The sequence below is a fragment of the Luteimonas sp. WGS1318 genome (genome assembly GCF_043187535.1).
In the GTDB taxonomy this organism is placed as follows: Bacteria; Pseudomonadota; Gammaproteobacteria; order Xanthomonadales; family Xanthomonadaceae; genus Luteimonas.
On record NZ_CP171131.1, the window covers coordinates 3,375,954 to 3,395,173 of the forward strand.

Genomic DNA, 19,220 nt, shown 5'->3' on the forward strand with positions numbered 1-19,220 from the left:
CCGCGGCGACGCACGATCCGGTGCATATCCCACATTTCGAGGCGATTCCTGCACAACAGCGCATTTCCTACGATATGCACCGGACGCTAACCGAGTATTCTCGACTCCTGAAGTCGGGCAACCCCTTGATTCGGCGTCCGTTTTCCCGCATTGACAGTCGCCGACCGGTCAAAGATGATCGGTGCATATCGCGCTTTTTGAGCGCTACTTAGTGTTAGACCTGCCATGAAGACAGTCTCGGATCTGATATTTTTACTTCTTGGCATCACACTCGGCGCATGTTCAGCTGCAGAGTTGCCGCCCGCCTGCTCTGCCGGCCTTGCTCCCACATCGACAGTTGCACCAACGCTCCCGCTCCGGCTACACAACGAGTTCTCTGGCGTGGCCCAAGTTGCGTTTGTCATCAGCCCTTCTGGTCAGGTGCAGTCGCCCGCCATCATCTCGGCGGATTGGCGTCCTGTTGGTCGTAGCAGCGGCCAGCCCGTCGGCTACAACGAGGCCGTTATTGCTGCCGTTGCCCAATGGCGCTACCCACATCGGCGGCAAGCTTGCCGCCATCAGGTTCCGGTAGAGTTTCAAGCAGGCAGCGTTAGCGCCACAGCTGGCAGGTCTAACAATTCATTCAAGCCGATGCCGCTTCGCGGCACGGCTTAATTCAAACGTTAGCCGTATGGAAGAACTCGCGTCGATTATCAATAAGCCACTCACCTCAGTTGAGGTGAAACGTGCGCTATCGCGTTTCAATTTGATCGACAGAGTGTTTAAGCCGCTTGAGGAGGGCATGTCTACAGAACGCTTCCTGACAGATAAGGCAGGCGGTGTTCAAATTGAGATTCAGCCGGATGGTCGCATCGGTACAGTATTCCTTCACTCGTTTGGCAAGGACGGCTTTGGGCAGTTCCAGTACCCGTTAGTGGGCGGGCTTACGTTCTCCTCCACGCTGGCGGATGTTCTGAAGTGCCTCGGTAGTCCATCCGCGCGCGCTGCACTCGACTCTCCATCATTCGGCGTTACTTCCTGGGCCAAGTATGAGACGCCGTTGCATGCGACACATTTCAGCTTTGGAGCTGGCGGCATCACACTCGTTACCATCCTTCCCGCCGAGTGGCAGCCCGGAGGGCGCGTTGACGGCTAACAATTCATTCAAGCCGACGCCGCTTCGCGGCGCGGCTTAACTCAGGTGTTAGCCCGCATGAAATACGACGCAGCAGCTTGGCACTACGGCGGCAGCTTCCCAGCCGATCTCCCGCAAGAGGCTGGCGCAACTCACACAGGCATGTTCATTGCATGGGCACTGTTGTCGGGGCTCTCTGGCAGCCTTCATGCCTCAGATTTCCCCGACGACATACCTGCGCTTCGGGAGCGATCGACAACACCTGGAGCATTCTTCTTGTCGGCCTGCGACGGGAAGTTCACAGATGAGGACTTGTCGGAGGAGGGTAATGCTTTCGCCGGCTTCTACTACGACGTTGAGTCGGGCGGCTATCTTGCAGACTACGAGAAGACTCTCGGCAAGGACCTTCCTCCTGGTCAAGACAGCCTGTACCACATTGCCGACACTTGGGAAAACTTCGATGAGCTCAAGCCTGTATTGGATCGCCGCTTGGCTGAGTGGCGATCCGGTGCGGGCTAACAATTAATTCAAGCCGATGCGGTAGTTCCTTCGGTTTAGTGGACACCCTGACCTAACGATCAGGAGTGTCTTCATGCCAGCACCAGGCCCCAGAACGACGTATCGCTACAGCGATCATTTCAAGGCCACCGCAGTCCGACTGAGCGAGCTTTCAGGCGTGTCCGTACGCGACGTCGCCGAGTCGCTTTACATCCATCCCTTCATGCTGTCTCGTTGGCGAAAACTGGCCCGCGAGGGGGTGATCGTGACCAAGGGAATCGAACTCGACAAGACCGTGGCCGCAGAGCTCAAGGCGCTGCGCGAAGTGAAGCGCAAGTACGAACGGCTGCAGGTCGAGCATGACCTTTTAAAAAAAGCCATCGCGTTCACTTCCAGTCCAAGGCCGACATCTTTGCCTTCATCGCGCACCACCAGGAAGCCGCCCCGGTGAGGACGATGTGCCGGCTGCATGGTGTCAGCGCGTCCGGCTTCTATGCCTGGCAACAGCGTCCGCGCAGTACACGCGCTGTCGAGGACGCCGCGCTGGTCGAGCGCATCAAGGGCGTGCATGCACAGAGCCGCGAGACCTACGGCAGCCCGCGTGTGCACGCCGCCTTGCAGCAGGCAGGTGAACAGGTCGGCCGTCGCCGGGTCGAACGCTTGATGCGGGAAAACGGCGTGCGCGCCTGCTCATCGCGTCTGTACCGAAGGCGCCCAGGGCTCGCGGCGTTTCTCGCCAGCGTGGAAAGTCGCGCGCATGCCGAACGGGTCGAGCGCGTGGACCAAGTCTGGGTTGCGGATGTGACCTACCTCAAAGTGCAAGGCCAGTGGCGCTATCTCGCCACGATCATGGACCGCTGTTCGCGCCGCCTGCTGGGCTGGGCATTGGGCAGGGACCGCACCAGTGCACTCACGCGTCGCGCCTTGGCATTTGCGCTGCGCACGCGACGACCGGAGGCGGGCACGCTCTTCCACAGCGACCGCGGCATCGAGTTTATGGCGACCGACTTCAAGCTGCAGCTGCAACGCGCCGGCTTCGTGCAATCGGCCAATCGGCCGCGCCGCATGACCGACAACGCGCACATGGAATCCTGGAACAAGACGATGAAGTCCGATCTGTATCACCGGCACACCTTCACCAGCGACCACGCGCTCCAGGCCGCCATTCGCGGCTACGTGGATTTCTACAATCACCAGCGCCTACACTCGGCACTCGACTACCGCACACCCGCCGATTACGAACGCGCATGCGCCTAACCAACGGGTGTCCACTTTTTCGAGGGAAGTCCCAACCGCTTCGCAAGTCGAATTAATTGAGGCGTCGGGCCTCACTAGACCCATCCATGAACACACAAAAGCTCGCAGGCGGCACGGTTCATGAGCTGCCCGCAGATTTCCGAGAGGCGATAGAGCCTGATGTCGCGGCCGCGAGGCTCTGGGCCGATATCACGCCTTTGGCGCGAAACGAGTGGATCTGCTGGGTCAGCTCGCCCAAGCAGGAGGCGACCAGGAAACGCCGCATCGAGGTCGGTATCGATAAGATGCGAAAAGGCATGAGGCGGCCTTGCTGCTGGCCCGGATGCCCGCACCGCTAAGGCGCGCTCTGCATCAGCGGCCTGTGGTTGGGGTCCGGCAATACGCTCAAGCCGTGCCCGCATCGTGACGGCATGAATTTGACCGTTGGCCAAGGCGGGCTGGCTTGACTCGAGTGTCAGTCCGAAAGGGGAATCACGTGGAAGGCCCAGCCAACAGGTTCCTGATCGCCGGCGGCGCATTGAGCGGCCTTGCAGCACTGACGCATCTGGCGTGCCTCGTGGTGGGAGCGCCCCTCTTCCGCCTTCTGGGTGCCGGAGAGCAGATGGCACAGCTTCACGCCACAGGCCACTGGTCCCCCACGGTGATCACGCTCGCGATCACCGCCGTCTTGGCCATCTGGGCTGCGCCGGCGTACTTCGTGCGCTTCCGCTGCCTCGAACAGTCCTGAGTGCGGTGACAGCCATGTATCTCGTTCGCGGTGTCGCGTTCGTTCCGGTCATGGCCTACTTCCCGGGTAACAGCATCACGTTCTGGGTGGTGAGCTCTTCGATCTGTCTCGCCATTGGTCTGGTACATCTAGCGGGGCTTCGCCAATCCTGGGGCAGGCTCCGCCGGCGTGCGGTCTAGCGGTTCTCTCAAGCGCCGCCGCTAGGCCGCGTGGCTCAACGAGAGCCGGCTGGATGCCCACAGCCCGCACCTCACTCAAGTCCGCCGCGCCCCGGCCGCTAGTGGAGCCGGGGAGCACGATCTGAAGGCAGCCGTGCCCCGTGCCTGGCCGCATTGCGTGCCGGCACCGCCCGACTGCCGCACCTTGCCGACCTGCCGACGCACATGCTCCGCACGATCCGCACCGACCAGCTTCGCCCGGGCATGTACGTGCAGCGGCTCTGCGGCTCGTGGCTGGATCACCCGTTCTGGCGGGGCTCGTTTCTCGCGGATCCGGTGTCGGTGGCGCGCGTCCGCGACAGCGGCGTGCAGACGCTGGTCATCGACAGCGCCCTGGGCCTGGACGCCGAGGCGGAGGCGGGCGGGCATGCGACCGACTGCGATTCCGCGGCGGCCCCGTCCACCGCCTCCGCGGCGGACGCGCCCTCCACTGCCGCCCGTCAACCGTCGACGATGGCTGCCGCGTCCGTCAAGCCTGGGGCCACCGAGCCGGCGGTGAGCACGTTCGACGCCGAGGTGAAGCAGGCGCGTCATCTGCTCGAATCCGGACGCGCGGTGGTCGAGGCGATGTTCAGCGAGGCGCGCCTGGGGCGCAGCGTCGATACCGAAGCGGCCACGCCGCTGGTGGAGGCGTTGTGCGAGTCGGTCCTCCGCAACCCGCATGCGCTGATCAGCGTGGCCCGGCTGAAGACCGCCGACGACTACACCTATCTGCATTCGATGGCGGTCGCCGGGCTGATGACCGCACTCGCCCGGCAGATGGGGCTGCCCGAAGACGAGGTGCATGCGGCCGCCAAGGGCGGACTGCTGCACGACATGGGCAAGGCGGTGACGCCACACGAGGTGCTGAACAAGCCGGGCAGCCTGACCGAGGCGGAGTACACGGCGATGCGCCGCCACCCCGAGGACGGCCATCGCCTGCTCGTCGAGAGCGGCGTGGACAATACCGCCGCGCTCGACATCGCGCTGCATCACCACGAAAAGATGGACGGCTCGGGCTATCCGCATCGCCTGAGCGGTGACCAGATTTCGCGGATGGCGCGCATGGCGGCGGTCTGTGACGTCTACGACGCGATCACCTCCGACCGGCCGTACAAGCGCGGCTGGTGCCCGGCGGAATCGCTGAAGCGCATGGCCTCGTGGACCGGGCATTTCGATCCGGTGATCTTCCAGGCTTTCGTCAAGAGTCTCGGCATCTATCCGGTGGGGACACTGGTGCGGCTGCAGTCGCAGCAGCTGGCGGTGGTGATCGAACAGGCGCCCGGCGCGCTGCTCAAGCCGCGGGTGCGGGTGTTCCATTGCCTGCGGCGCCAGTCGCGCGTGCTGATGCACGATCTCGATCTGGCCACGCCCGGCTGCGACGACCGCATCCTGCAATCCGAATCGCCGGCCGATTTCGGGCTGCGCGGTCTCGACAAGCTCTGGCTGCCGTAACCGCGCGCAGCCTCACGGCGTCGCAGGCAGGGTCACCGTCGCGCGCAGGCCGCCGAGTGTCGGCGAGACATCGAGCGCGATCGAGCCGGCATGCAGGTCCAGCACCTGGCGCACGATCGACAGGCCCAGGCCGCTGCCGACGACGCCGGTGCCCAGCTCGCGGTGGAAGCGGTCGAAGACCCGTTCGCGGGCCGCTTCGGGAATGCCCGGGCCATCGTCCTCGACGACCAGCTGCACGTGTGCGTCCACGCGCGTGACCGATACCCGCACGCGTCCACCGTCGGGCGCATAGCGGCAGGCGTTGTCGACGAGGTTGCCGACCAGTGCATCGAGCGCGGCCTCGTCGCCGACGACCTGCTGCGCATCGCCGTCCAGCGTGATCGTCAGGCTGCGGGCGGCATCCAGCGCGCGCCGCTCGGCGACGTGGCTGTCGGCGAGTGCATGCAGGTCCACGCGCCGGGGCGTGGCGACGGCGGCGCCCGGTTCCACACGGCTGAGCGCGAGCAGCTGTTCGACCAAGCGTTCGATGCGCTGCACACCGGCGTCGAGCAGCGCTTGCGCGGCGCCGCGTTCGTCGGCATCGCGCGCGGTGCGCTGGTTGTCGGCATGCACCTTGAGCGCGGCGATCGGCGTGCGCAGCTCGTGCGCGGCATCGGCGGTGAAGCGGCGCTCGCGCTGGAAGGCGGCGTCGAGTCGCGCGAGCAGCGCGTTGATCGCCACCACCAGGCTCTGCACTTCGAGCGGCACACGGCCCGGCTGCAGCGGCGCGAGACGGTCGGCGGTGCGCGCCTCGACCTCGCCCGACACGCGCGCGAGCCCGCGCAGGCTCCAGCCGACCAGCAGCCAGACGAACACCGCCATCAACGGAATCGCGAGCAGCAACGGCAGCAGCGTGCCCTCGGCGATGTCCTCGGCCAGTTCCATGCGGATGTCCGATAGCTCACCGGACTGGTACCAGCGCCCACGCGGCGAGCGCAGGGTGAACGTGCGCCAGTGCGCGCCGTCGATGACGACATCGGCGTAGCCGGCCACCAGCGGCGCCAGCGGGATGTCCGGGCCGCTGTCGGAGCGCAGCAGCAAACGGCCGTCGGCATCGCGCGCCTGGAAGGCGAGCTTGGTCTCGTAGGCATGGCCGGTTGGAAACGCGAGCGCGTCGCCCACGCCGTCGGCGCTGCCCTGCCACACAGCGATGATGATCGGCGCGCCGCCTGCATGCACGGCCACATCGCCCAGCGGTTCGTCGACCAGACTCATCAGCACGCGCGAGGAATGCGCGAGCTTGGCGTCGAACATCTCGCCGGCTTCCTGCAGGCCGGCGCGATAGCTGAAGGCCGCGGCGATGATCATCACCAGCGACATCACGCCGATCAGGCCGACCAGCAGCAGGCGGCGGATCGATCTCATGCGGCGTCGCCGGCGGGATCGTCGAGCGCGTAGCCCACGCCGCGCACGGTGCGGATCAGCGCCGGATGCAGGCGCTTGCGCAGGTGGTGCACGTGCACGTCGACGGCGTTGCTGGCGACATCCTCGTCCCAGCCGTAGAGCCGCTGCTGCGCGGTCTCGCGCGAGACGATGCGGCCGGGGTGTTCCATCAGCAGGCGCAGCAGCGCGACCTCGCGCCGCGGCAGATCGACCACCCGACCCTGCCAGGTGACCGTCAGCGAGGCGGGATCGAGCGCCAGACCGGCGAAGGCCAGCGTGGGACTGGCCTGACCGCTGCTGCGGCGGAGCAGCGCGCGCACGCGAGCGAGCAGTTCGCCGTTGTCGAAGGGCTTGCCGACGTAATCGTCGGCGCCGAGGTCCAGCCCCAGCATCCGGTCGGCCGCACGCTCGCGCGCGCTCAGCACCAGGATCGGGACGGTGGCGCCGGCGCGGCGGGCCTCGCGGATCACCTCGAGGCCGTCCTTGCGCGGCAGGCCCAGATCGAGCACGACCAGGTCGATGCCGCCGGCGCGGATCGCCGCGAGCGCGCTTGCCCCGTCCTGCAGCCAGTCGACGGCATAGGCGGCGCGACGCAGCGCGGTGCGCAGTCCCTCACCCAGCGATGGATCGTCCTCGACCAGCAAGATGCGCATCGCCGCAGTCTGTGGCGGCGCTCAGCGGCTGGCAAGGTGCTGGCGCACCTCCGCGAGCTTGCGCGTGGCCTCGGCGCGGCGGCCCCGGTCGGCGACATCGCGTCCGGGGCGCGCCGGCGCGGCGATCGCCTTCTCGAACGCCGCCGCGGCGCCGGCCCAGTCGCCCTGGTCGCGGAGGAAGTCGCCATAGAAATAGTTGGCGTCGATGTCGCCGGCGTCGATCGCGAGTGCGCGCTGCAGGTGCTCGCGCGCCTTGGCGTCGTCGCCGAAGCCGACCGGCCAGCCCGGCACCTGGTAGTACAGCGCGCCGAGACTGGTGTGCGCGGCGCCACCGAGCGCGGCGTCGTCGAGCGCGATCGCGGCTTCGAAATCGCGCCGCGCCTGCTTCACGAGAGAAAGCGCGCCCAATCCGCCGCGCTCGCCGGCGAGGCTGGAGCGGACGATGCCGTCCCAGATCAGCGCATCGGGATCGCGCGGTCGCGCGGCAATCAGCGCTTCGGATTGGCTGGCGAGCGTCGCGAGCGCCGCCTCGCGTTGGGCCTTCGGGGTGACGTATGCCGCCTGGGCCCACTGGTCGCGGACAACGACGACGGGCGCGGCAGGTTCGGCGGCCGAGGCGAACGCCGGCACGGCCAGGCAGGCGGCGAGCAGGGCGGCGGCGAGGCGGTCAGAGCGGAAGCGGATCATGGCGGTGCTCCTGGGACGGGGTGGTGGCGGCGGTGGCACCGCCGGCGTGGAGGCGGATCAGCGGGAGTTGCCGCGCGAGGCTGCGGTCGATCAAAGCCGGCAGCAGCCCGTTGAGGCGTGCGAACAGCGCCTCGGGCCAGCCGAGCTGACGCCGCCGGGTGCCACGTTCGATCGCGCGCACCAGGGTCTCGGCGACGGGCTCGGGCGCGTCGACGTGCGTACCCAGCGCCTGGTTCAGGGCATCGACGGCCGGCGCGTTGAACGGCGTCTTCGTCGCGCGCGGGGCGAGGTACTGAAAGCGCACCGGGCCGTCGGCGTGTTCACGGCCGAGCCCTTCGATCAGACCGCGCAGGCCGAACTTGCTGGCGCTGTAGGCCGAGAAGCCGGGGAACGCAAGGCTGCCGAACGTCGAGCCGATCGCGACCACGGCCGCCTGGGTGTGGGTCTGCAACACCGGCAACAGGCAGCGGATCAACTGCATCGGCGCGGTGAGGTTGGTGCGCACCAGCGCGTCGAACTCGTCGTCGCCCTGCGCGGCGAACAGGCCGAATGCGGGCCGCGCGTGGGCGAGCACCAGCACCGACGGTGCCGGCAGCAGCCTGCGCGCATGGGTGAACAGCGCAGCGCGATCGATGGCGTCGGTGAGATCGGCGGCGAACGGCGTGACCGCGCCGGCGGGATGGCGGCGCGCCAGCGCGTTCAACCGCTCCGGATGCCGCGCGACCGCCAGCACATGCGCCCCACGCGCAACCAGTGCTGCCACCATCGCCGCGCCGATGCCACCGGTGGCGCCGGTCAGCACGACGGTTCTGCCTTCGAGGTCCATCACGCGGCCTCCGCATGACGCACGTCGAGGGCGGGCATCTGCAGGCTGCGGAACACGTTGCCGTACAGCAGGTAGAAGCGGCGCGCGGCGTGGATCACCGCCGCCTGGTCGTCGGGATCGTCGAGGCGGTTCATCAGGCCTTCGAAAAACCCGGCGTGTTCCACGTCCAGATCGCCGTGCGACAACAGGTAGGTGAAGGCGTTGCGCGGCAGGTCCAGCGCGACCTCGATGCTGGTGGCCGCGCGCGTGGCCAGCGCGACGCTGGTGCCTTCGAGCACCAGCACCATGCCGAAGAAACCCACCGGATTACCACGCGCGATGATGTCGTAGGCGTAGGCGACCATCAGCTCGGTCGCCAGCGACGGCTCCGATGCCGCCGCGGCCGCGCGATCGGCGCCGCAGGCGGCGATGTCGTCGAGGATCCAGTCCTGGTGCCCCATCTCCTCCTCGATGTATTCGCCGATCGCGGTGCGCAGCCATTCCAGCCGCGCCGGCAGGCGCGCGCCGCAGGCCATCAGCAGCGGCACGGTGTGGCGCACGTGGTGATAGGCCTGGGTCAGGAAATCGACGTAGGTCTCGCGCGCGATGTCGCCGGTGAGGGCGCGCTGGATGATCGGCAGGGTGACGAGTGTGGCGCGTGCATCGGCGGTCTCGGCCAGCAGGCGGTCGTGGAAAGTCATGCGGGCAGTTCCTGTGTGGGGGCGGAATCAGGGAAGACGCTGGCGTCGTCGTAGACGCGTGCGATGGCATCGGCGTAGGCGTGCGCGATCGCGTCGCGCCGTGGCCGGCCGTTGTCGGTGAGCAGGCCGTCGGCGGCGGCGAAGGGGCGGTCGGCACGGATCACGCGGGCGACGCGTGCGTAGTCCGGCAACCCGGCGTTGACCGCATCGAGGGCACGTTGCACGGTCGCGGCATCGGCATCGGGCTGGTGCAGCCAGGCGACCGCGACATTGAACGGCCGCGCCTCACCGAGCACGATCGCCTGCGTGAACAGCGGGTGTTGCAGCAGTTCGCTCTCCACCCATTCGGGCGAGACGTTGCGACCGAACGCGGTGATGAACATGTGCTTGCGGCGGCCGGTGACGTGGACGAAACCGTCGTCGTCGACGTGGCCCAGATCGCCGGTGGCGATGGCGCCCGGCGGCTGTGCGTACTCGCCCAGATACGACAGGCAGCGCACGCCGGCGACGTGCAGTTCGCCGTCGACCACCGACACCCGCGCATGCGGCAACGGCCGCCCGACACTGCCCGCACGCACCGCGCCGGGCCGGTTGAGCGCGACCACCGACACGCATTCGCTCAGGCCGTAACCTTCGAACACCGGAAGTCCGAGCGCGTCGGCCCGCGCCAGCAGCGCAGGCCCGACGCGTCCGCCGCCCACTGCGACGAAACGCAGCGAGGCCGGCAACGTGACGCCCTGTTCGGCCGCGGTGACCAGGGCCAGCAACAGCTGCGGAAATACGATCAGGCTGTGCGGCGCGTAGCGGTGCAAGCAAGTGAGCAGCCGCCCGACGTCCAGTCCGGCCGCGCCGCTGTACCCGATCTCGGCGAGCGGCGGCACCGCGATGTCGGCGCCCGACAGCAATGCACCGTAGAGGCCGGAGATGTTCTCCAGCAGCGTCGACAGCGGCATCAGGCACAGGTGCCGCGCCGGCGCGAGCGGACGCGCAGCCTCCACCAGTGCGTTGGCGACGGTCAGCAGCGCGTCGTCGGCGATGCACACGCCCTTGGGCTGGCCGGTGGTGCCGGACGTGAACGTGATGCAGGCCGTGCCCGCGGGCATCGACGCGCCTGCGCTCTCCAGCACGCGGACACGCAGACCCGGCAGCAGCGGCACGGTATCCGGTATCGGCGGCGTGGCATGCGCCAGCACCAGCAGGTCGGCGCCACTGCGCGCGAGCGCATGCGCGGTCTGCGCGGCGCTGAAGAACGTGGGCAGCGGCGCGTGCACGAGGCCACGCGCGCGCAGCGCGAGATCCAGGGCCAGCCAGTCGGGCCCGTTGTCGAGCCGGCTGGCGACGACACGCGCCCCGCGCGCCTGCAGCGCATCGGCAATCGCCAGCGCACGGGCGCGCAGCGTGGGCGCATCGAATGCGCCATCGGCGGTCAGCACGCGTGAGGGCGCATGCGCCAGGCTGTCGAGCAGGTCGGCGAAGTCGCTCATGCCGGCACCCCGACGCAGGTCGCCGTCATGCCGTGCCAGGGCGCGACCTCGGGCGTCGCCCGCGCCTGCAGGAACGCGTAGCCGGCGGCGAGATCGCCGAACAGCACCTGCGGCTGCACCTCGTAGTAGCGGCCCCAGTCGGTGCCGTCATCGTGCACGCGTGACCGATCGGCATCGGCCAGCACCACGGTCGCCAGGTGCAGGCGGTCGAAGGCGTTGCGCAACTGGCGCGTGGCGGTGAACAGCACCCAGCGCAGGCCGGACGCATGCAGCGCGCCGGTGAGGTGCACGATCAGCGCGCGGGCATCGCCGGCCGACAGCGCGGCGAGATTGCCGACCTCGACCAGTTCGCTGCGCAGCACGCCGCGCCCGACCGAATCCGCGACCACGGATTCCGCCGGGGCATCGAGGTACTGCTCGACGAACAACGCGCCGTCGCTGCCGGTGCGCAGGCCCACCGCTGCCAGCAGGCGGCCGTCGGCATCGCGGAACGCGAGCAGGTGTGGCAGAAACCCGCACAGCCGCGCGCCGTAGCGCGCGAGATAGACGTGGGCGATGAAGGCCTCGACCTCGGCGCGGTCCACCGCGTCGGGTTCGACGACGCGGCATTGGGCCCAGGGCCGCGGCAGGCGGGTGGTGATGCGGGCGGAAGCGGTGTCCATGGCGCGGCATGCTGTGGCCGCACGATTAAGCCCCGATTAGCCCGTTGTTAGGACTTCGTTCCTGCTGCGCCCTCGCTTGTTCCGGCCACGCGGCGTTCATCCTGCGCGCCGCGTTCGTCCTCGCGCACGCGGAACCACGCGGCATAGAGCGCAGGCAGAAAGATCAGCGTCAGCAGCGTCGCGACCGTCAGACCGCCCATGATCGCCACCGCCATCGGCCCGAAGAACACGCTGCGCGACAGCGGGATCATCGCCAGGATCGCCGCCGCGGCGGTCAGCACGATCGGGCGGAAACGCCGCACCGTCGCATCGACCACCGCGTCCCAGCGCGCGTGACCGGCGGCGATGTCCTGTTCGATCTGGTCGACCAGGATGATCGAGTTGCGCATGATCATGCCCGCCAGCGCGATCGTGCCGAGCATCGCGACGAAGCCGAACGGCACGCGGAACACCAGCAGGAACAGGGTCACGCCGATCATGCCCAGCGGCGCGGTCAGCAGCACCAGTGCCGCGCGGGAAAAGCTGCGCAGCTGCAGCATCAGCAGCGACACGACGACGAACAGGAACAGCGGCAGGCCGGCCTTGATCGAATCCTGGCCTTTGCCCGAATCCTCGACCGTGCCGCCGGTCTCCAACCGGTAGCCGTCGGGCATCGATTCACGGATGCCGTCGAGCGTCGGCAGGATCTGGCCGACCACGGTTGGCGCGGTGACGTCGCCGCGGATGTCGGCACGCACCGTCACGGTCGGCAACCGGTCGCGGTGCCAGATGATGCCGTCCTCGAACGTCGATTCCAGCCGCGCCACCTGGCCGAGCGGCACGGCCTGCCCGCTCGGCGTGGGCACCGACAGGCTGGCGAGCATGTCGAGCTGGCCACGTTCGTCCTCGGGCCCGCGCATGACGATGCCGATCAGCTCGTTGCCTTCGCGGTAGGTGCTGACCTGCATGCCCGACAGCGAACTCGACAGGAACTGCGCGAGCTGCTGCGAACTCAAGCCGAACACGCGCGCGCGGTCCTGGTCGACGACCAGGCGCACGATGCGGCTGGGTTCGTCCCAGTCGAGGTTGACGTTGGCGACGTTGGGGTTCTCGCGCACGCGCTCGGCGATCGACTGGGCGATTTCGCGCACCCGCTCGACGTGTTCGCCGGAGACGCGCAGCTGCACCGGGTAGCCGACCGGCGGCCCGGTCTCCAGCCGTGTCACACGCACCTGCAGCTCGGGGAACGTCGGCGCGACCTCGTCGATCAGCCAGGCGCGCACGCGCTCGCGCGCGGCGACATCGGTGGTGGTGACCACGAACTGGGCGAAGTTGGCCTGCGGCAGCTTCTGGTCCAGCGGCAGATAGAACCGCGGCGATCCGCTGCCCACGTACGCCACGCGATAGTCGATGCCGTCGCGCCCGTCGAGCAGCGCATCGAGTCGCGCGGCGGCGGCCTCGGTCGCGCGCAGCGAGCTGCCCTCGGCCAGTTCGACATCGACCATCAGCTCCAGCCGCGTCGAGTCGGGGAAGAACTGCTGCGGCACGAAGCGGAACAGCAGCAGCGACGCGACCAGCATCGCCGCGGTCGCGCCGATCACCAGCCAGCGATGGGTCAGCGACCAGTGCAACCACGTGCGGAAGCGCCGGTAGAACGGCCGCTGGTAGGGATCGTGGTCGTGCGTGTGCGGCGCCTTCGGCGCCAGCGCGAAGGCGAACGCAGGCCAGCGATCGGCCGCGCGCATGCGCGTCGCGCTCCAGCGCGCGGGCAGGGAACCGGGCTTCGGAGGCTGCGGATTCGCCAGATCGGGCAGCATCTTCTCGCCGAGCAGCGGAATGAACAGCACCGCGGCGATCCACGACACCACCAACGCGATCGTCACCACCTCGAACAGCGAGCGTGTGTACTCGCCGGTGCTCGATGCCGCGGTCGCGATCGGCAGGAAGCCGGCCGCAGTGACCAGGGTGCCGGTGAGCATCGGGAACGCGGTGTGGGTCCACGCATAACTCGCCGCCGCGAGCCGGCTGTCGCCCTGCTCCATGCGGATGGCCATCATCTCCACCGCGATGATCGCGTCGTCGACCATCAGGCCGAGCGCGAGCACCAGGGCGCCGAGCGAGATCTTGTGCAGGCCGATGCCGAACTGGTCCATCGCGATGAAGGTCATCGCCAGCACCAGCGGGATCGACACCGCGACCACCAGGCCGGTGCGGAAGCCCAGCGAGACGAAGCTGACCAGCAGCACGATGATCACCGCCTCGGCGAGCACGGTGACGAACTCGCCGACCGAATCGCGCACCGCGCGTGGCTGGTCGGAGACCTGGCGCAGCTGCATGCCGGCAGGCAGCGTCTCCTGCAGGCGCGCGAACTCGCGTTCGAGCGTGCGCCCGAGCGCGAGGATGTCGCCGCCGTCGTGCATCGCCACCGCGATGCCGATCGCGTCCTCGCCCATGAAACGCATACGCGGCGCGGCCGGGTCGGCGAAGCCGCGCTCGACGCTCGCGATGTCGCCCAGACGCACGGTGCGGTCGCCGGCGCGGATCGGGAACGCCCGGATCGCCTCCACGGATTCGAACGCGCCGTCCACGCGCAGCTGCACGCGCGCGTCGTCGGTCTCGTAGAACCCGGCCGACGCGATCGCGTTCTGTTCGGCCAGCGCCTGCTGCACCTGGGCCATCGACACGCCCAGTGTCGCCAGCCGCGTGTTGCTGACCTCGATCCAGACCTTCTCGTCCTGCAGGCCGACAAGCTCGACCTTGCCGACATCGGGCACCTGCTGCAGCTCGCGCTGGATGCGGTCGGCGTAGTCCTTCTTGATCGCGTAGTCGAAGCCTTCGCCGGTCAGCGCGTAGATGTTGCCGAAGGTGTCGCCGAATTCGTCGTTGAAGAACGGGCCGACGATGTCCTGCGGCAGCTGCGGACGCAGATCGCCGACCTTCTTGCGCACCTGGTACCAGAGCGCGGGAATTTCGGCCGAGCGCATGTCGTCGCGCGCGTGGAACACGATCTGCGATTCACCCGGGCGCGAATACGAACTCACGAACTCGTAGTCGCCGGTCTCCATCAGCGTGCGCTCGATGCGCTCGGTGACCTGGCGCGAGACCTGCTCGGCGGTCGCGCCCGGCCACTGGGTCTGGATCACCATCGCCTTGAAGGTGAACGGCGGATCCTCGGACTGGCCGAGCCGGCCGTAGGAGAAGATGCCGGCCACCGCGACGACCAGCATCACGTAGAGCACCAGCGTGCGGTTGCCGAGCGCCCATTCGGACAGGTTGAAGCGGCTCATCGGCTGACTGCCCGTCGGCGCGCGCGCGCGGGCTCGACCGGCAACGCTTCATCGCGCGAGCGCGCGCTCCTGCGAACACGTCGCGGCGGATGCAGGTCACCCCCCATCGTCCCCGGCAGGCGCGGGACGCGCGTTCGCCCCGTACGGGACCGGCTCGCGATGACGACGCCCGTCATTTCACTGCCGCCGGCTTCGCCGCCTGCAGTTGCACAGGCCGGTTTTCGCGGTCGACCGGCGTCACCCGCTGGCCTTCGCGCAGCAGGTGCCCGCCGGCGGCGACCACCAGCGCATCGGGTGCGAGACCGGACAGCACGGGGACGCTGCGCGCGCCGTAGGCACCGGTCTCGACCGGCACCGAGCGCAAGGTGCCACCGTCCCGGTCGACGACCCAGACCGCCTTGCCGCCATCGGCGCCGGGCTGGATCGCGGTCAGCGGCACCTGCAGGTCGGTGGACGCACGCGCCGCGGCGAGATGCACGCGCGCGCTCTGGCCGAGCTCGAGCCCCTCGACCGCATCGTCGGCGAGCGCGACGCGCGCGGCGTAGGTGCGCACCTGCGGGTCGGCGGCCGCGGCGATCTCGCGGATCGTGCCCGGCACGCGCACGCCCGGGCGGTTCCACAGTTCGACCTCCGCCGGCTGGCCGATCGCGAACGTGGCGATCTGCGATTCGGGCAGCGCGATCGCCACTTCGCGGCCACCGTCGCCGGCCAGCATGAAGATCGTCTGCCCCGCCGCGACCACCTGCCCGGCTTCGGCCTCTCGGCTGGCGATGACCCCGTCGCGCGGCGCCTGCAGCTGCGTGTAACCCGCCTGATTGCCGGCGACATCGGCCTGCGCGCGCGCGGCACGCAGCTGCGACTGGGCGGCTTTGTAGGCCGCGTCCTGGGCGTCCATCTGCGAGCGGCTGATCAGCTGCTCGTCGACGAGCGCGGCATAGCGCGCGCGGTCGGTGCGGGCGCGGGCGTACTCCGCTTCGGCCGAGGCGACCTGCGCCTGCGCCGACTGCTGCTGCAGCCGCAGGTCGCCGGGATCGATCTCCGCCAGCACCTGGCCACGGCGTACGTGCACGCCGGCATCGACATCGCGCCGGATCAGCTGGCCGCCGACCTGGAATGCGAGTGCGCTCTCCTCGCGCGCCCGGATCTCGCCCGGAAACGTGGCGCCACCCTGACCGTCCGCCGCAGTGGGCGTGGTCACGAGGACAGGACGCGGCGCCGGCTCGGGCGCACTGCGGTCGGCGCAGGCCGCCAGCGCCAGCGCGCAGGCGAGGAGCAGCGGCAACGCGCGGCGGGTGGGACGAAACGGAGTCAGGCGGCGCATGGCGACCGTCCAGGGAATGGGGATACGGGCGCGTATCGTATATTTTCAGAACTGATTGGTATAGTATTAGGCGAATGAGCAGCCGCCCCGCCCCTGTTGCCGACGTGCCCCTGGAATCGCGTACCGCGGGACCGGGTCGCCCCAAGGACCTCGTCAAGCGGGCCGCGATCCTCGAAGCCGCCGAACGCATGTTTCTGCAGCAGGGCTACGAAGGCGTCAGCATGGACCAGATCGCGGCCGAGGCCGGGGTGTCCAAGCTCACCGTCTACAGCCATTTCGGCGACAAGGACACACTGTTCACCGAGGCCGCGGCCGCCTATTGCGAGCAGCAGATGCCCGCGTCGGTGTTCGAGCCCGCACCGGACACGGCGATCCGCCAGCGCCTGATCGAGGTGGCCGAGGCCTTCTTCACGATGGTCGGCTCGCCCGAGGCGATCGCCGGCCACCGCCTGCTGTGCACCCCGCAGATGGTCGAGAAACGCCTGGCCCAGCGGTTCTGGCAGAGCGGCCCGGTGCGCGTGCAGGCCGCCTTCGCGGCGTTGCTGCGCCGGCGCATCGAAACCGGCGACTTGGAGATCGAAGACGCCGGCGTGGACACCGCTGCCGCGCAGTTCTTCGTGCTGCTCAAGGGCGACCTGCACCAGCGCATGGTGTTCGACTGCGACGGTGCCGGCGACTGCGCCGCACAGCGACGCGCGCACCTCGAGGCCTCGGTGACGATGTTCCTGCGGGCTTACGGGCGCGACCGCTCCGGCCGCTGACCGGCGTGGACCGCTGCCCGCCGCCGTCCCCTGCATGCCGTCGGTGCCGGTGACTTCCGGCACTGCGTGAACCGAAATGCCCCCGCGATGATGACCCGGCCGGCGACCGCTAGAATTGCGCGCTGGCGAACGAAGGAAACCGCAACGATGACGATCGACTACGCCAAGGCCCGCGCGGCGATGGTGGAACAACAGGTCCGGCCCTGGGACGTGCTCGACCCGCGCGTGCTCGAGACGATTGCGCGCGTGCCGCGCGAGGCGTTCGTCGCCGATGCGCACCGGGCGCTGGCCTATGCCGACCTCGAACTGCCGCTCGGCCATGGCGAGACCATGCTCAAGCCGGTGGTCGAAGGCCGCGCGCTGCAGGCCCTGGGCCTGGAACAGGGCGAGAGCGTGCTGCAGATCGGCACCGGCAGCGGCTATCTCGCCGCGTGCCTGGGCTACCTGGCGCGCGACGTCGTGTCGCTGGAACGGCATGCCGACCTCGCCGATGCCGCGCGCGACCGCCTGATGGCGCAGGGCATGGCCAATGTCGATGTGATCGCCGCCGACGCGTTCGCCTGGACCACCGATCGCCGCTTCGATGCGATCTGCGTCGGTGGTGCCGTCGACACGGTGCCCGTGGGCTTCCTCGAGTGGCTGCGTCCCGGCGGCCGGATGTTCATCGTCCGCGGCGTCGCACCGGCGATGGAAGCGGTGCTGGCCACGCGCGCAGGCGACGACGTCAACGCGCCGCGCATCGAATCGTTGTTCGAAACCGAACTCGCATATCTCGCGGGCGCCGCTCCGGTGCCGCACTTCTCCTTCTGATCGTTCCCAAGGATCTCCCGATGTTCCGCCGCCCCCTGTTCCTGTCGCTCGCGCTGGCGCTCACGTCCAGCCCGCTGCTGGCCGCCGACCTCGTCCAGACCTACGAACTGGCCCGCACCAACGATCCCACGCTGTCGATCGCCGAATCGCAGCGCCTGTCGACCCGCGAAGGCGCGGTGCAGGCCCGCGGTGCGTTGCTGCCGCAGATCGGCGGCAATGCGTCGTTGACAGACAGCCGTGCGGCCGGCGTCTCGGGCCGCGCCCGCACGCGCAGCTACGGCGTCAGCGCCAACCAGGTGCTGTTCGACTGGGGCCAGATCTCGACGCTGCGCTCGCAGCGGGCGCTGAGCACGGCAGCGGACTTCCAGCTCGATGCCGACAACGATGCGCTGATCACGCGCACCGCGGCCGCGTACTTCGACGTGCTGATCGCCACCGAGACCCTGGCCGCCGCCGAGGCCGCCGAGGCCGCGTTCCGGCGCCAGTTCGATTTCGCCGACAGGCGCCTCGAAGTGGGCCTGGCACCGATCACCGACGTGCACGAAGCGCGGGCGCAGTACGACGGCGCCCGCGCGAACACGATCGTCCAGCGCAACGCGCTGCAGGATGCCTACCAGGCGCTGGCCGAGATCACCGGCTCGGAGATCCGCGATCTGCGCGGCCTGCCGGACGACTTCACGCCGGAGCTGCCCGAAGGCCGCGACGCCGAGGCCTGGGTGGCGACTGCGCTGGGCCAGAACCCGCAGCTGCAGGCGCTGCGCTACCAGGTCACCGCCTCCGAATACGGCGTAGCCGCGGCGAAGTCCGCCCATCTGCCCACGCTGGACCTGGGCGCGAGCTACGGCAAGAGCGACACCTGGGGCCAACAGAATCTCGGGTCGATCGGACGCCAGGGCGAGTCCAACAGCATCGGCATCACGCTCAATGTGCCGATCTTCACCGGCGGCATCACCCAGTCGCGCGTGCGCCAGTCGATCGCCCAGCGCGACATCACCGCCGACCAGTACGAGGCGCAGCGTCGTGCGATCGAGCGCAACACGCGCAACGCCTATCAGGGCCTCGTCGCGGGCATCACCGAGGTCGAGGCACGTCGCCTGGCGCTGGTGTCGGCCAACAGCGCGTACGAGGCCTCGCAGGTCGGCCTGGAAGTCGGCACGCGCACGGTCATCGACGTGCTGATCAACCAGCAGAACCTGTTCTCGGCGCGCCAGCAGTACGCGTTCGCCAAGTACAACTTCCTGCAGAGCCGTCTGCTGCTGGAACAGGCCGCCGGCACGCTCGACATCGGCAACCTGCAGGACGTCAACCGTCAGCTGACCGTCGACGTCAACAGCGTCGGCGCGGCCACCGGCACCGGCACCGGCGAGACGAACCCGCCGCCGCAGTAAGCGTCCGCGGTG

General features: G+C 68.8%; 20 protein-coding genes. 11 read left to right on the forward strand and 9 right to left on the reverse strand.

Translation table 11 applies throughout. From position 1 onward, the window contains the following. Positions 1 to 225: 225 nt before the first annotated feature. The 8 genes from ACF3M1_RS15315 to ACF3M1_RS15350 all read left to right on the forward strand — a co-directional run bounded on the left by ACF3M1_RS15315 (position 226) and on the right by ACF3M1_RS15350 (position 5,248). Positions 226 to 654 carry a hypothetical protein gene (locus ACF3M1_RS15315; protein ID WP_394002089.1) on the forward strand — a complete coding sequence of 143 codons (429 nt, stop codon included), beginning with the start codon at positions 226 to 228 and terminating at the stop codon, positions 652 to 654. Between the two features lie 16 nt (positions 655 to 670). Next, a complete protein-coding gene (locus tag ACF3M1_RS15320) occupies positions 671 to 1,135 on the forward strand; it encodes a hypothetical protein (protein WP_394002091.1) in 465 nt (154 codons plus the stop codon). Between the two features lie 57 nt (positions 1,136 to 1,192). Further along, a complete protein-coding gene (locus ACF3M1_RS15325; protein ID WP_394002093.1) occupies positions 1,193 to 1,633 on the forward strand; it encodes a hypothetical protein in 441 nt (146 codons plus the stop codon). 73 nt (positions 1,634 to 1,706) lie between these two features. Beyond that, entirely contained in the window at positions 1,707 to 2,063 is a 357-nt protein-coding gene (locus ACF3M1_RS15330; protein WP_394001076.1) for a transposase, read from the forward strand. After that, positions 2,033 to 2,869 carry an IS3 family transposase gene (locus tag ACF3M1_RS15335; protein WP_394005293.1) on the forward strand — a complete coding sequence of 279 codons (837 nt, stop codon included), beginning with the start codon at positions 2,033 to 2,035 and terminating at the stop codon, positions 2,867 to 2,869. Before ACF3M1_RS15330 ends, ACF3M1_RS15335 begins: the two co-directional genes overlap by 31 nt. 86 nt (positions 2,870 to 2,955) lie before the next feature. Next, a complete protein-coding gene (locus ACF3M1_RS15340) occupies positions 2,956 to 3,207 on the forward strand; it encodes a YdeI/OmpD-associated family protein (RefSeq protein ID WP_394002095.1) in 252 nt (83 codons plus the stop codon). Between the two features lie 137 nt (positions 3,208 to 3,344). Further along, the gene (locus tag ACF3M1_RS15345; RefSeq protein ID WP_394002097.1) at positions 3,345 to 3,596 is read left to right on the forward strand and encodes a hypothetical protein; all 252 of its coding nucleotides are present in this window, start codon (positions 3,345 to 3,347) and stop codon (positions 3,594 to 3,596) included. A 383-nt stretch (positions 3,597 to 3,979) separates the two neighbouring features. Then, positions 3,980 to 5,248, forward strand: a complete 1,269-nt coding sequence (locus ACF3M1_RS15350) for an HD-GYP domain-containing protein (RefSeq protein WP_394002099.1) — start codon at positions 3,980 to 3,982, stop codon at positions 5,246 to 5,248. A 12-nt stretch (positions 5,249 to 5,260) separates the two neighbouring features. Here the strand turns inward: ACF3M1_RS15350 and ACF3M1_RS15355 are convergent, their stop codons facing one another. The 9 genes from ACF3M1_RS15355 to ACF3M1_RS15395 all read right to left on the reverse strand — a co-directional run bounded on the left by ACF3M1_RS15355 (position 5,261) and on the right by ACF3M1_RS15395 (position 16,249). Continuing rightward, a complete protein-coding gene (locus ACF3M1_RS15355) occupies positions 5,261 to 6,631 on the reverse strand; it encodes an ATP-binding protein (protein ID WP_394005294.1) in 1,371 nt (456 codons plus the stop codon). Between the two features lie 17 nt (positions 6,632 to 6,648). Continuing rightward, positions 6,649 to 7,323, reverse strand: coding sequence for a response regulator transcription factor (locus ACF3M1_RS15360; RefSeq protein ID WP_394002100.1), 675 nt, complete (start codon positions 7,321 to 7,323; stop codon positions 6,649 to 6,651). Positions 7,324 to 7,344: 21 nt separating this feature from the next. Further along, on the reverse strand, positions 7,345 to 8,010 hold the full coding sequence (locus ACF3M1_RS15365) for a type IV pilus biogenesis/stability protein PilW (protein ID WP_394002102.1): 666 nt from the start codon (positions 8,008 to 8,010) through the stop codon (positions 7,345 to 7,347). Next, complete coding sequence (locus tag ACF3M1_RS15370; protein WP_394002103.1) at positions 7,991 to 8,836, reverse strand: SDR family oxidoreductase; 846 nt, start codon at positions 8,834 to 8,836, stop codon at positions 7,991 to 7,993. Before ACF3M1_RS15370 ends, ACF3M1_RS15365 begins: the two co-directional genes overlap by 20 nt. Further along, positions 8,836 to 9,516 carry a TenA family transcriptional regulator gene (locus ACF3M1_RS15375; RefSeq protein WP_394002105.1) on the reverse strand — a complete coding sequence of 227 codons (681 nt, stop codon included), beginning with the start codon at positions 9,514 to 9,516 and terminating at the stop codon, positions 8,836 to 8,838. The genes ACF3M1_RS15370 and ACF3M1_RS15375 overlap by 1 nt, the downstream gene beginning before the upstream one ends. Next, entirely contained in the window at positions 9,513 to 11,000 is a 1,488-nt protein-coding gene (locus ACF3M1_RS15380) for an AMP-binding protein (protein WP_394002107.1), read from the reverse strand. Before ACF3M1_RS15380 ends, ACF3M1_RS15375 begins: the two co-directional genes overlap by 4 nt. Further along, positions 10,997 to 11,662, reverse strand: coding sequence for a thermostable hemolysin (locus ACF3M1_RS15385; RefSeq protein WP_394002109.1), 666 nt, complete (start codon positions 11,660 to 11,662; stop codon positions 10,997 to 10,999). The genes ACF3M1_RS15380 and ACF3M1_RS15385 overlap by 4 nt, the downstream gene beginning before the upstream one ends. 47 nt (positions 11,663 to 11,709) lie before the next feature. Then, positions 11,710 to 14,928, reverse strand: a complete 3,219-nt coding sequence (locus ACF3M1_RS15390; protein ID WP_394002111.1) for an efflux RND transporter permease subunit — start codon at positions 14,926 to 14,928, stop codon at positions 11,710 to 11,712. Between the two features lie 172 nt (positions 14,929 to 15,100). After that, positions 15,101 to 16,249, reverse strand: coding sequence for an efflux RND transporter periplasmic adaptor subunit (locus tag ACF3M1_RS15395; protein WP_394002113.1), 1,149 nt, complete (start codon positions 16,247 to 16,249; stop codon positions 15,101 to 15,103). Between the two features lie 74 nt (positions 16,250 to 16,323). Here ACF3M1_RS15395 and ACF3M1_RS15400 point away from each other — a divergent pair, with 74 nt between their 5' ends. The 3 genes from ACF3M1_RS15400 to ACF3M1_RS15410 all read left to right on the forward strand — a co-directional run bounded on the left by ACF3M1_RS15400 (position 16,324) and on the right by ACF3M1_RS15410 (position 19,208). Further along, a complete protein-coding gene (locus tag ACF3M1_RS15400) occupies positions 16,324 to 17,010 on the forward strand; it encodes a TetR/AcrR family transcriptional regulator (RefSeq protein ID WP_394002115.1) in 687 nt (228 codons plus the stop codon). A gap of 147 nt (positions 17,011 to 17,157) precedes the next feature. After that, positions 17,158 to 17,820, forward strand: a complete 663-nt coding sequence (locus tag ACF3M1_RS15405; protein ID WP_394002117.1) for a protein-L-isoaspartate O-methyltransferase — start codon at positions 17,158 to 17,160, stop codon at positions 17,818 to 17,820. Between the two features lie 20 nt (positions 17,821 to 17,840). After that, positions 17,841 to 19,208: a TolC family outer membrane protein gene (locus tag ACF3M1_RS15410; protein WP_394002119.1), complete on the forward strand. Its 1,368-nt coding sequence runs from the start codon at positions 17,841 to 17,843 to the stop codon at positions 19,206 to 19,208. Positions 19,209 to 19,220: the final 12 nt, after the last annotated feature.

What these genes read in the sequence shown, in the direction of transcription:
- ACF3M1_RS15315 (WP_394002089.1), top strand. Translation starts at nt 226, where the DNA reads ATGAAGACAGTCTCGGATCTGATATTTTTACTTCTTGGCATCACACTC.
- ACF3M1_RS15320 (WP_394002091.1), top strand. Translation starts at nt 671, where the DNA reads ATGGAAGAACTCGCGTCGATTATCAATAAGCCACTCACCTCAGTTGAG.
- ACF3M1_RS15325 (WP_394002093.1), top strand. Translation starts at nt 1,193, where the DNA reads ATGAAATACGACGCAGCAGCTTGGCACTACGGCGGCAGCTTCCCAGCC.
- ACF3M1_RS15330 (WP_394001076.1), top strand. Translation starts at nt 1,707, where the DNA reads ATGCCAGCACCAGGCCCCAGAACGACGTATCGCTACAGCGATCATTTC.
- ACF3M1_RS15340 (WP_394002095.1), top strand. Translation starts at nt 2,956, where the DNA reads ATGAACACACAAAAGCTCGCAGGCGGCACGGTTCATGAGCTGCCCGCA.
- ACF3M1_RS15350 (WP_394002099.1), top strand. Translation starts at nt 3,980, where the DNA reads ATGCTCCGCACGATCCGCACCGACCAGCTTCGCCCGGGCATGTACGTG.
- ACF3M1_RS15360 (WP_394002100.1), bottom strand. Translation starts at nt 7,323, where the DNA reads ATGCGCATCTTGCTGGTCGAGGACGATCCATCGCTGGGTGAGGGACTG.
- ACF3M1_RS15365 (WP_394002102.1), bottom strand. Translation starts at nt 8,010, where the DNA reads ATGATCCGCTTCCGCTCTGACCGCCTCGCCGCCGCCCTGCTCGCCGCC.
- ACF3M1_RS15370 (WP_394002103.1), bottom strand. Translation starts at nt 8,836, where the DNA reads ATGGACCTCGAAGGCAGAACCGTCGTGCTGACCGGCGCCACCGGTGGC.
- ACF3M1_RS15375 (WP_394002105.1), bottom strand. Translation starts at nt 9,516, where the DNA reads ATGACTTTCCACGACCGCCTGCTGGCCGAGACCGCCGATGCACGCGCC.
- ACF3M1_RS15380 (WP_394002107.1), bottom strand. Translation starts at nt 11,000, where the DNA reads ATGAGCGACTTCGCCGACCTGCTCGACAGCCTGGCGCATGCGCCCTCA.
- ACF3M1_RS15385 (WP_394002109.1), bottom strand. Translation starts at nt 11,662, where the DNA reads ATGGACACCGCTTCCGCCCGCATCACCACCCGCCTGCCGCGGCCCTGG.
- ACF3M1_RS15390 (WP_394002111.1), bottom strand. Translation starts at nt 14,928, where the DNA reads ATGAGCCGCTTCAACCTGTCCGAATGGGCGCTCGGCAACCGCACGCTG.
- ACF3M1_RS15395 (WP_394002113.1), bottom strand. Translation starts at nt 16,249, where the DNA reads ATGCGCCGCCTGACTCCGTTTCGTCCCACCCGCCGCGCGTTGCCGCTG.
- ACF3M1_RS15400 (WP_394002115.1), top strand. Translation starts at nt 16,324, where the DNA reads ATGAGCAGCCGCCCCGCCCCTGTTGCCGACGTGCCCCTGGAATCGCGT.
- ACF3M1_RS15405 (WP_394002117.1), top strand. Translation starts at nt 17,158, where the DNA reads ATGACGATCGACTACGCCAAGGCCCGCGCGGCGATGGTGGAACAACAG.
- ACF3M1_RS15410 (WP_394002119.1), top strand. Translation starts at nt 17,841, where the DNA reads ATGTTCCGCCGCCCCCTGTTCCTGTCGCTCGCGCTGGCGCTCACGTCC.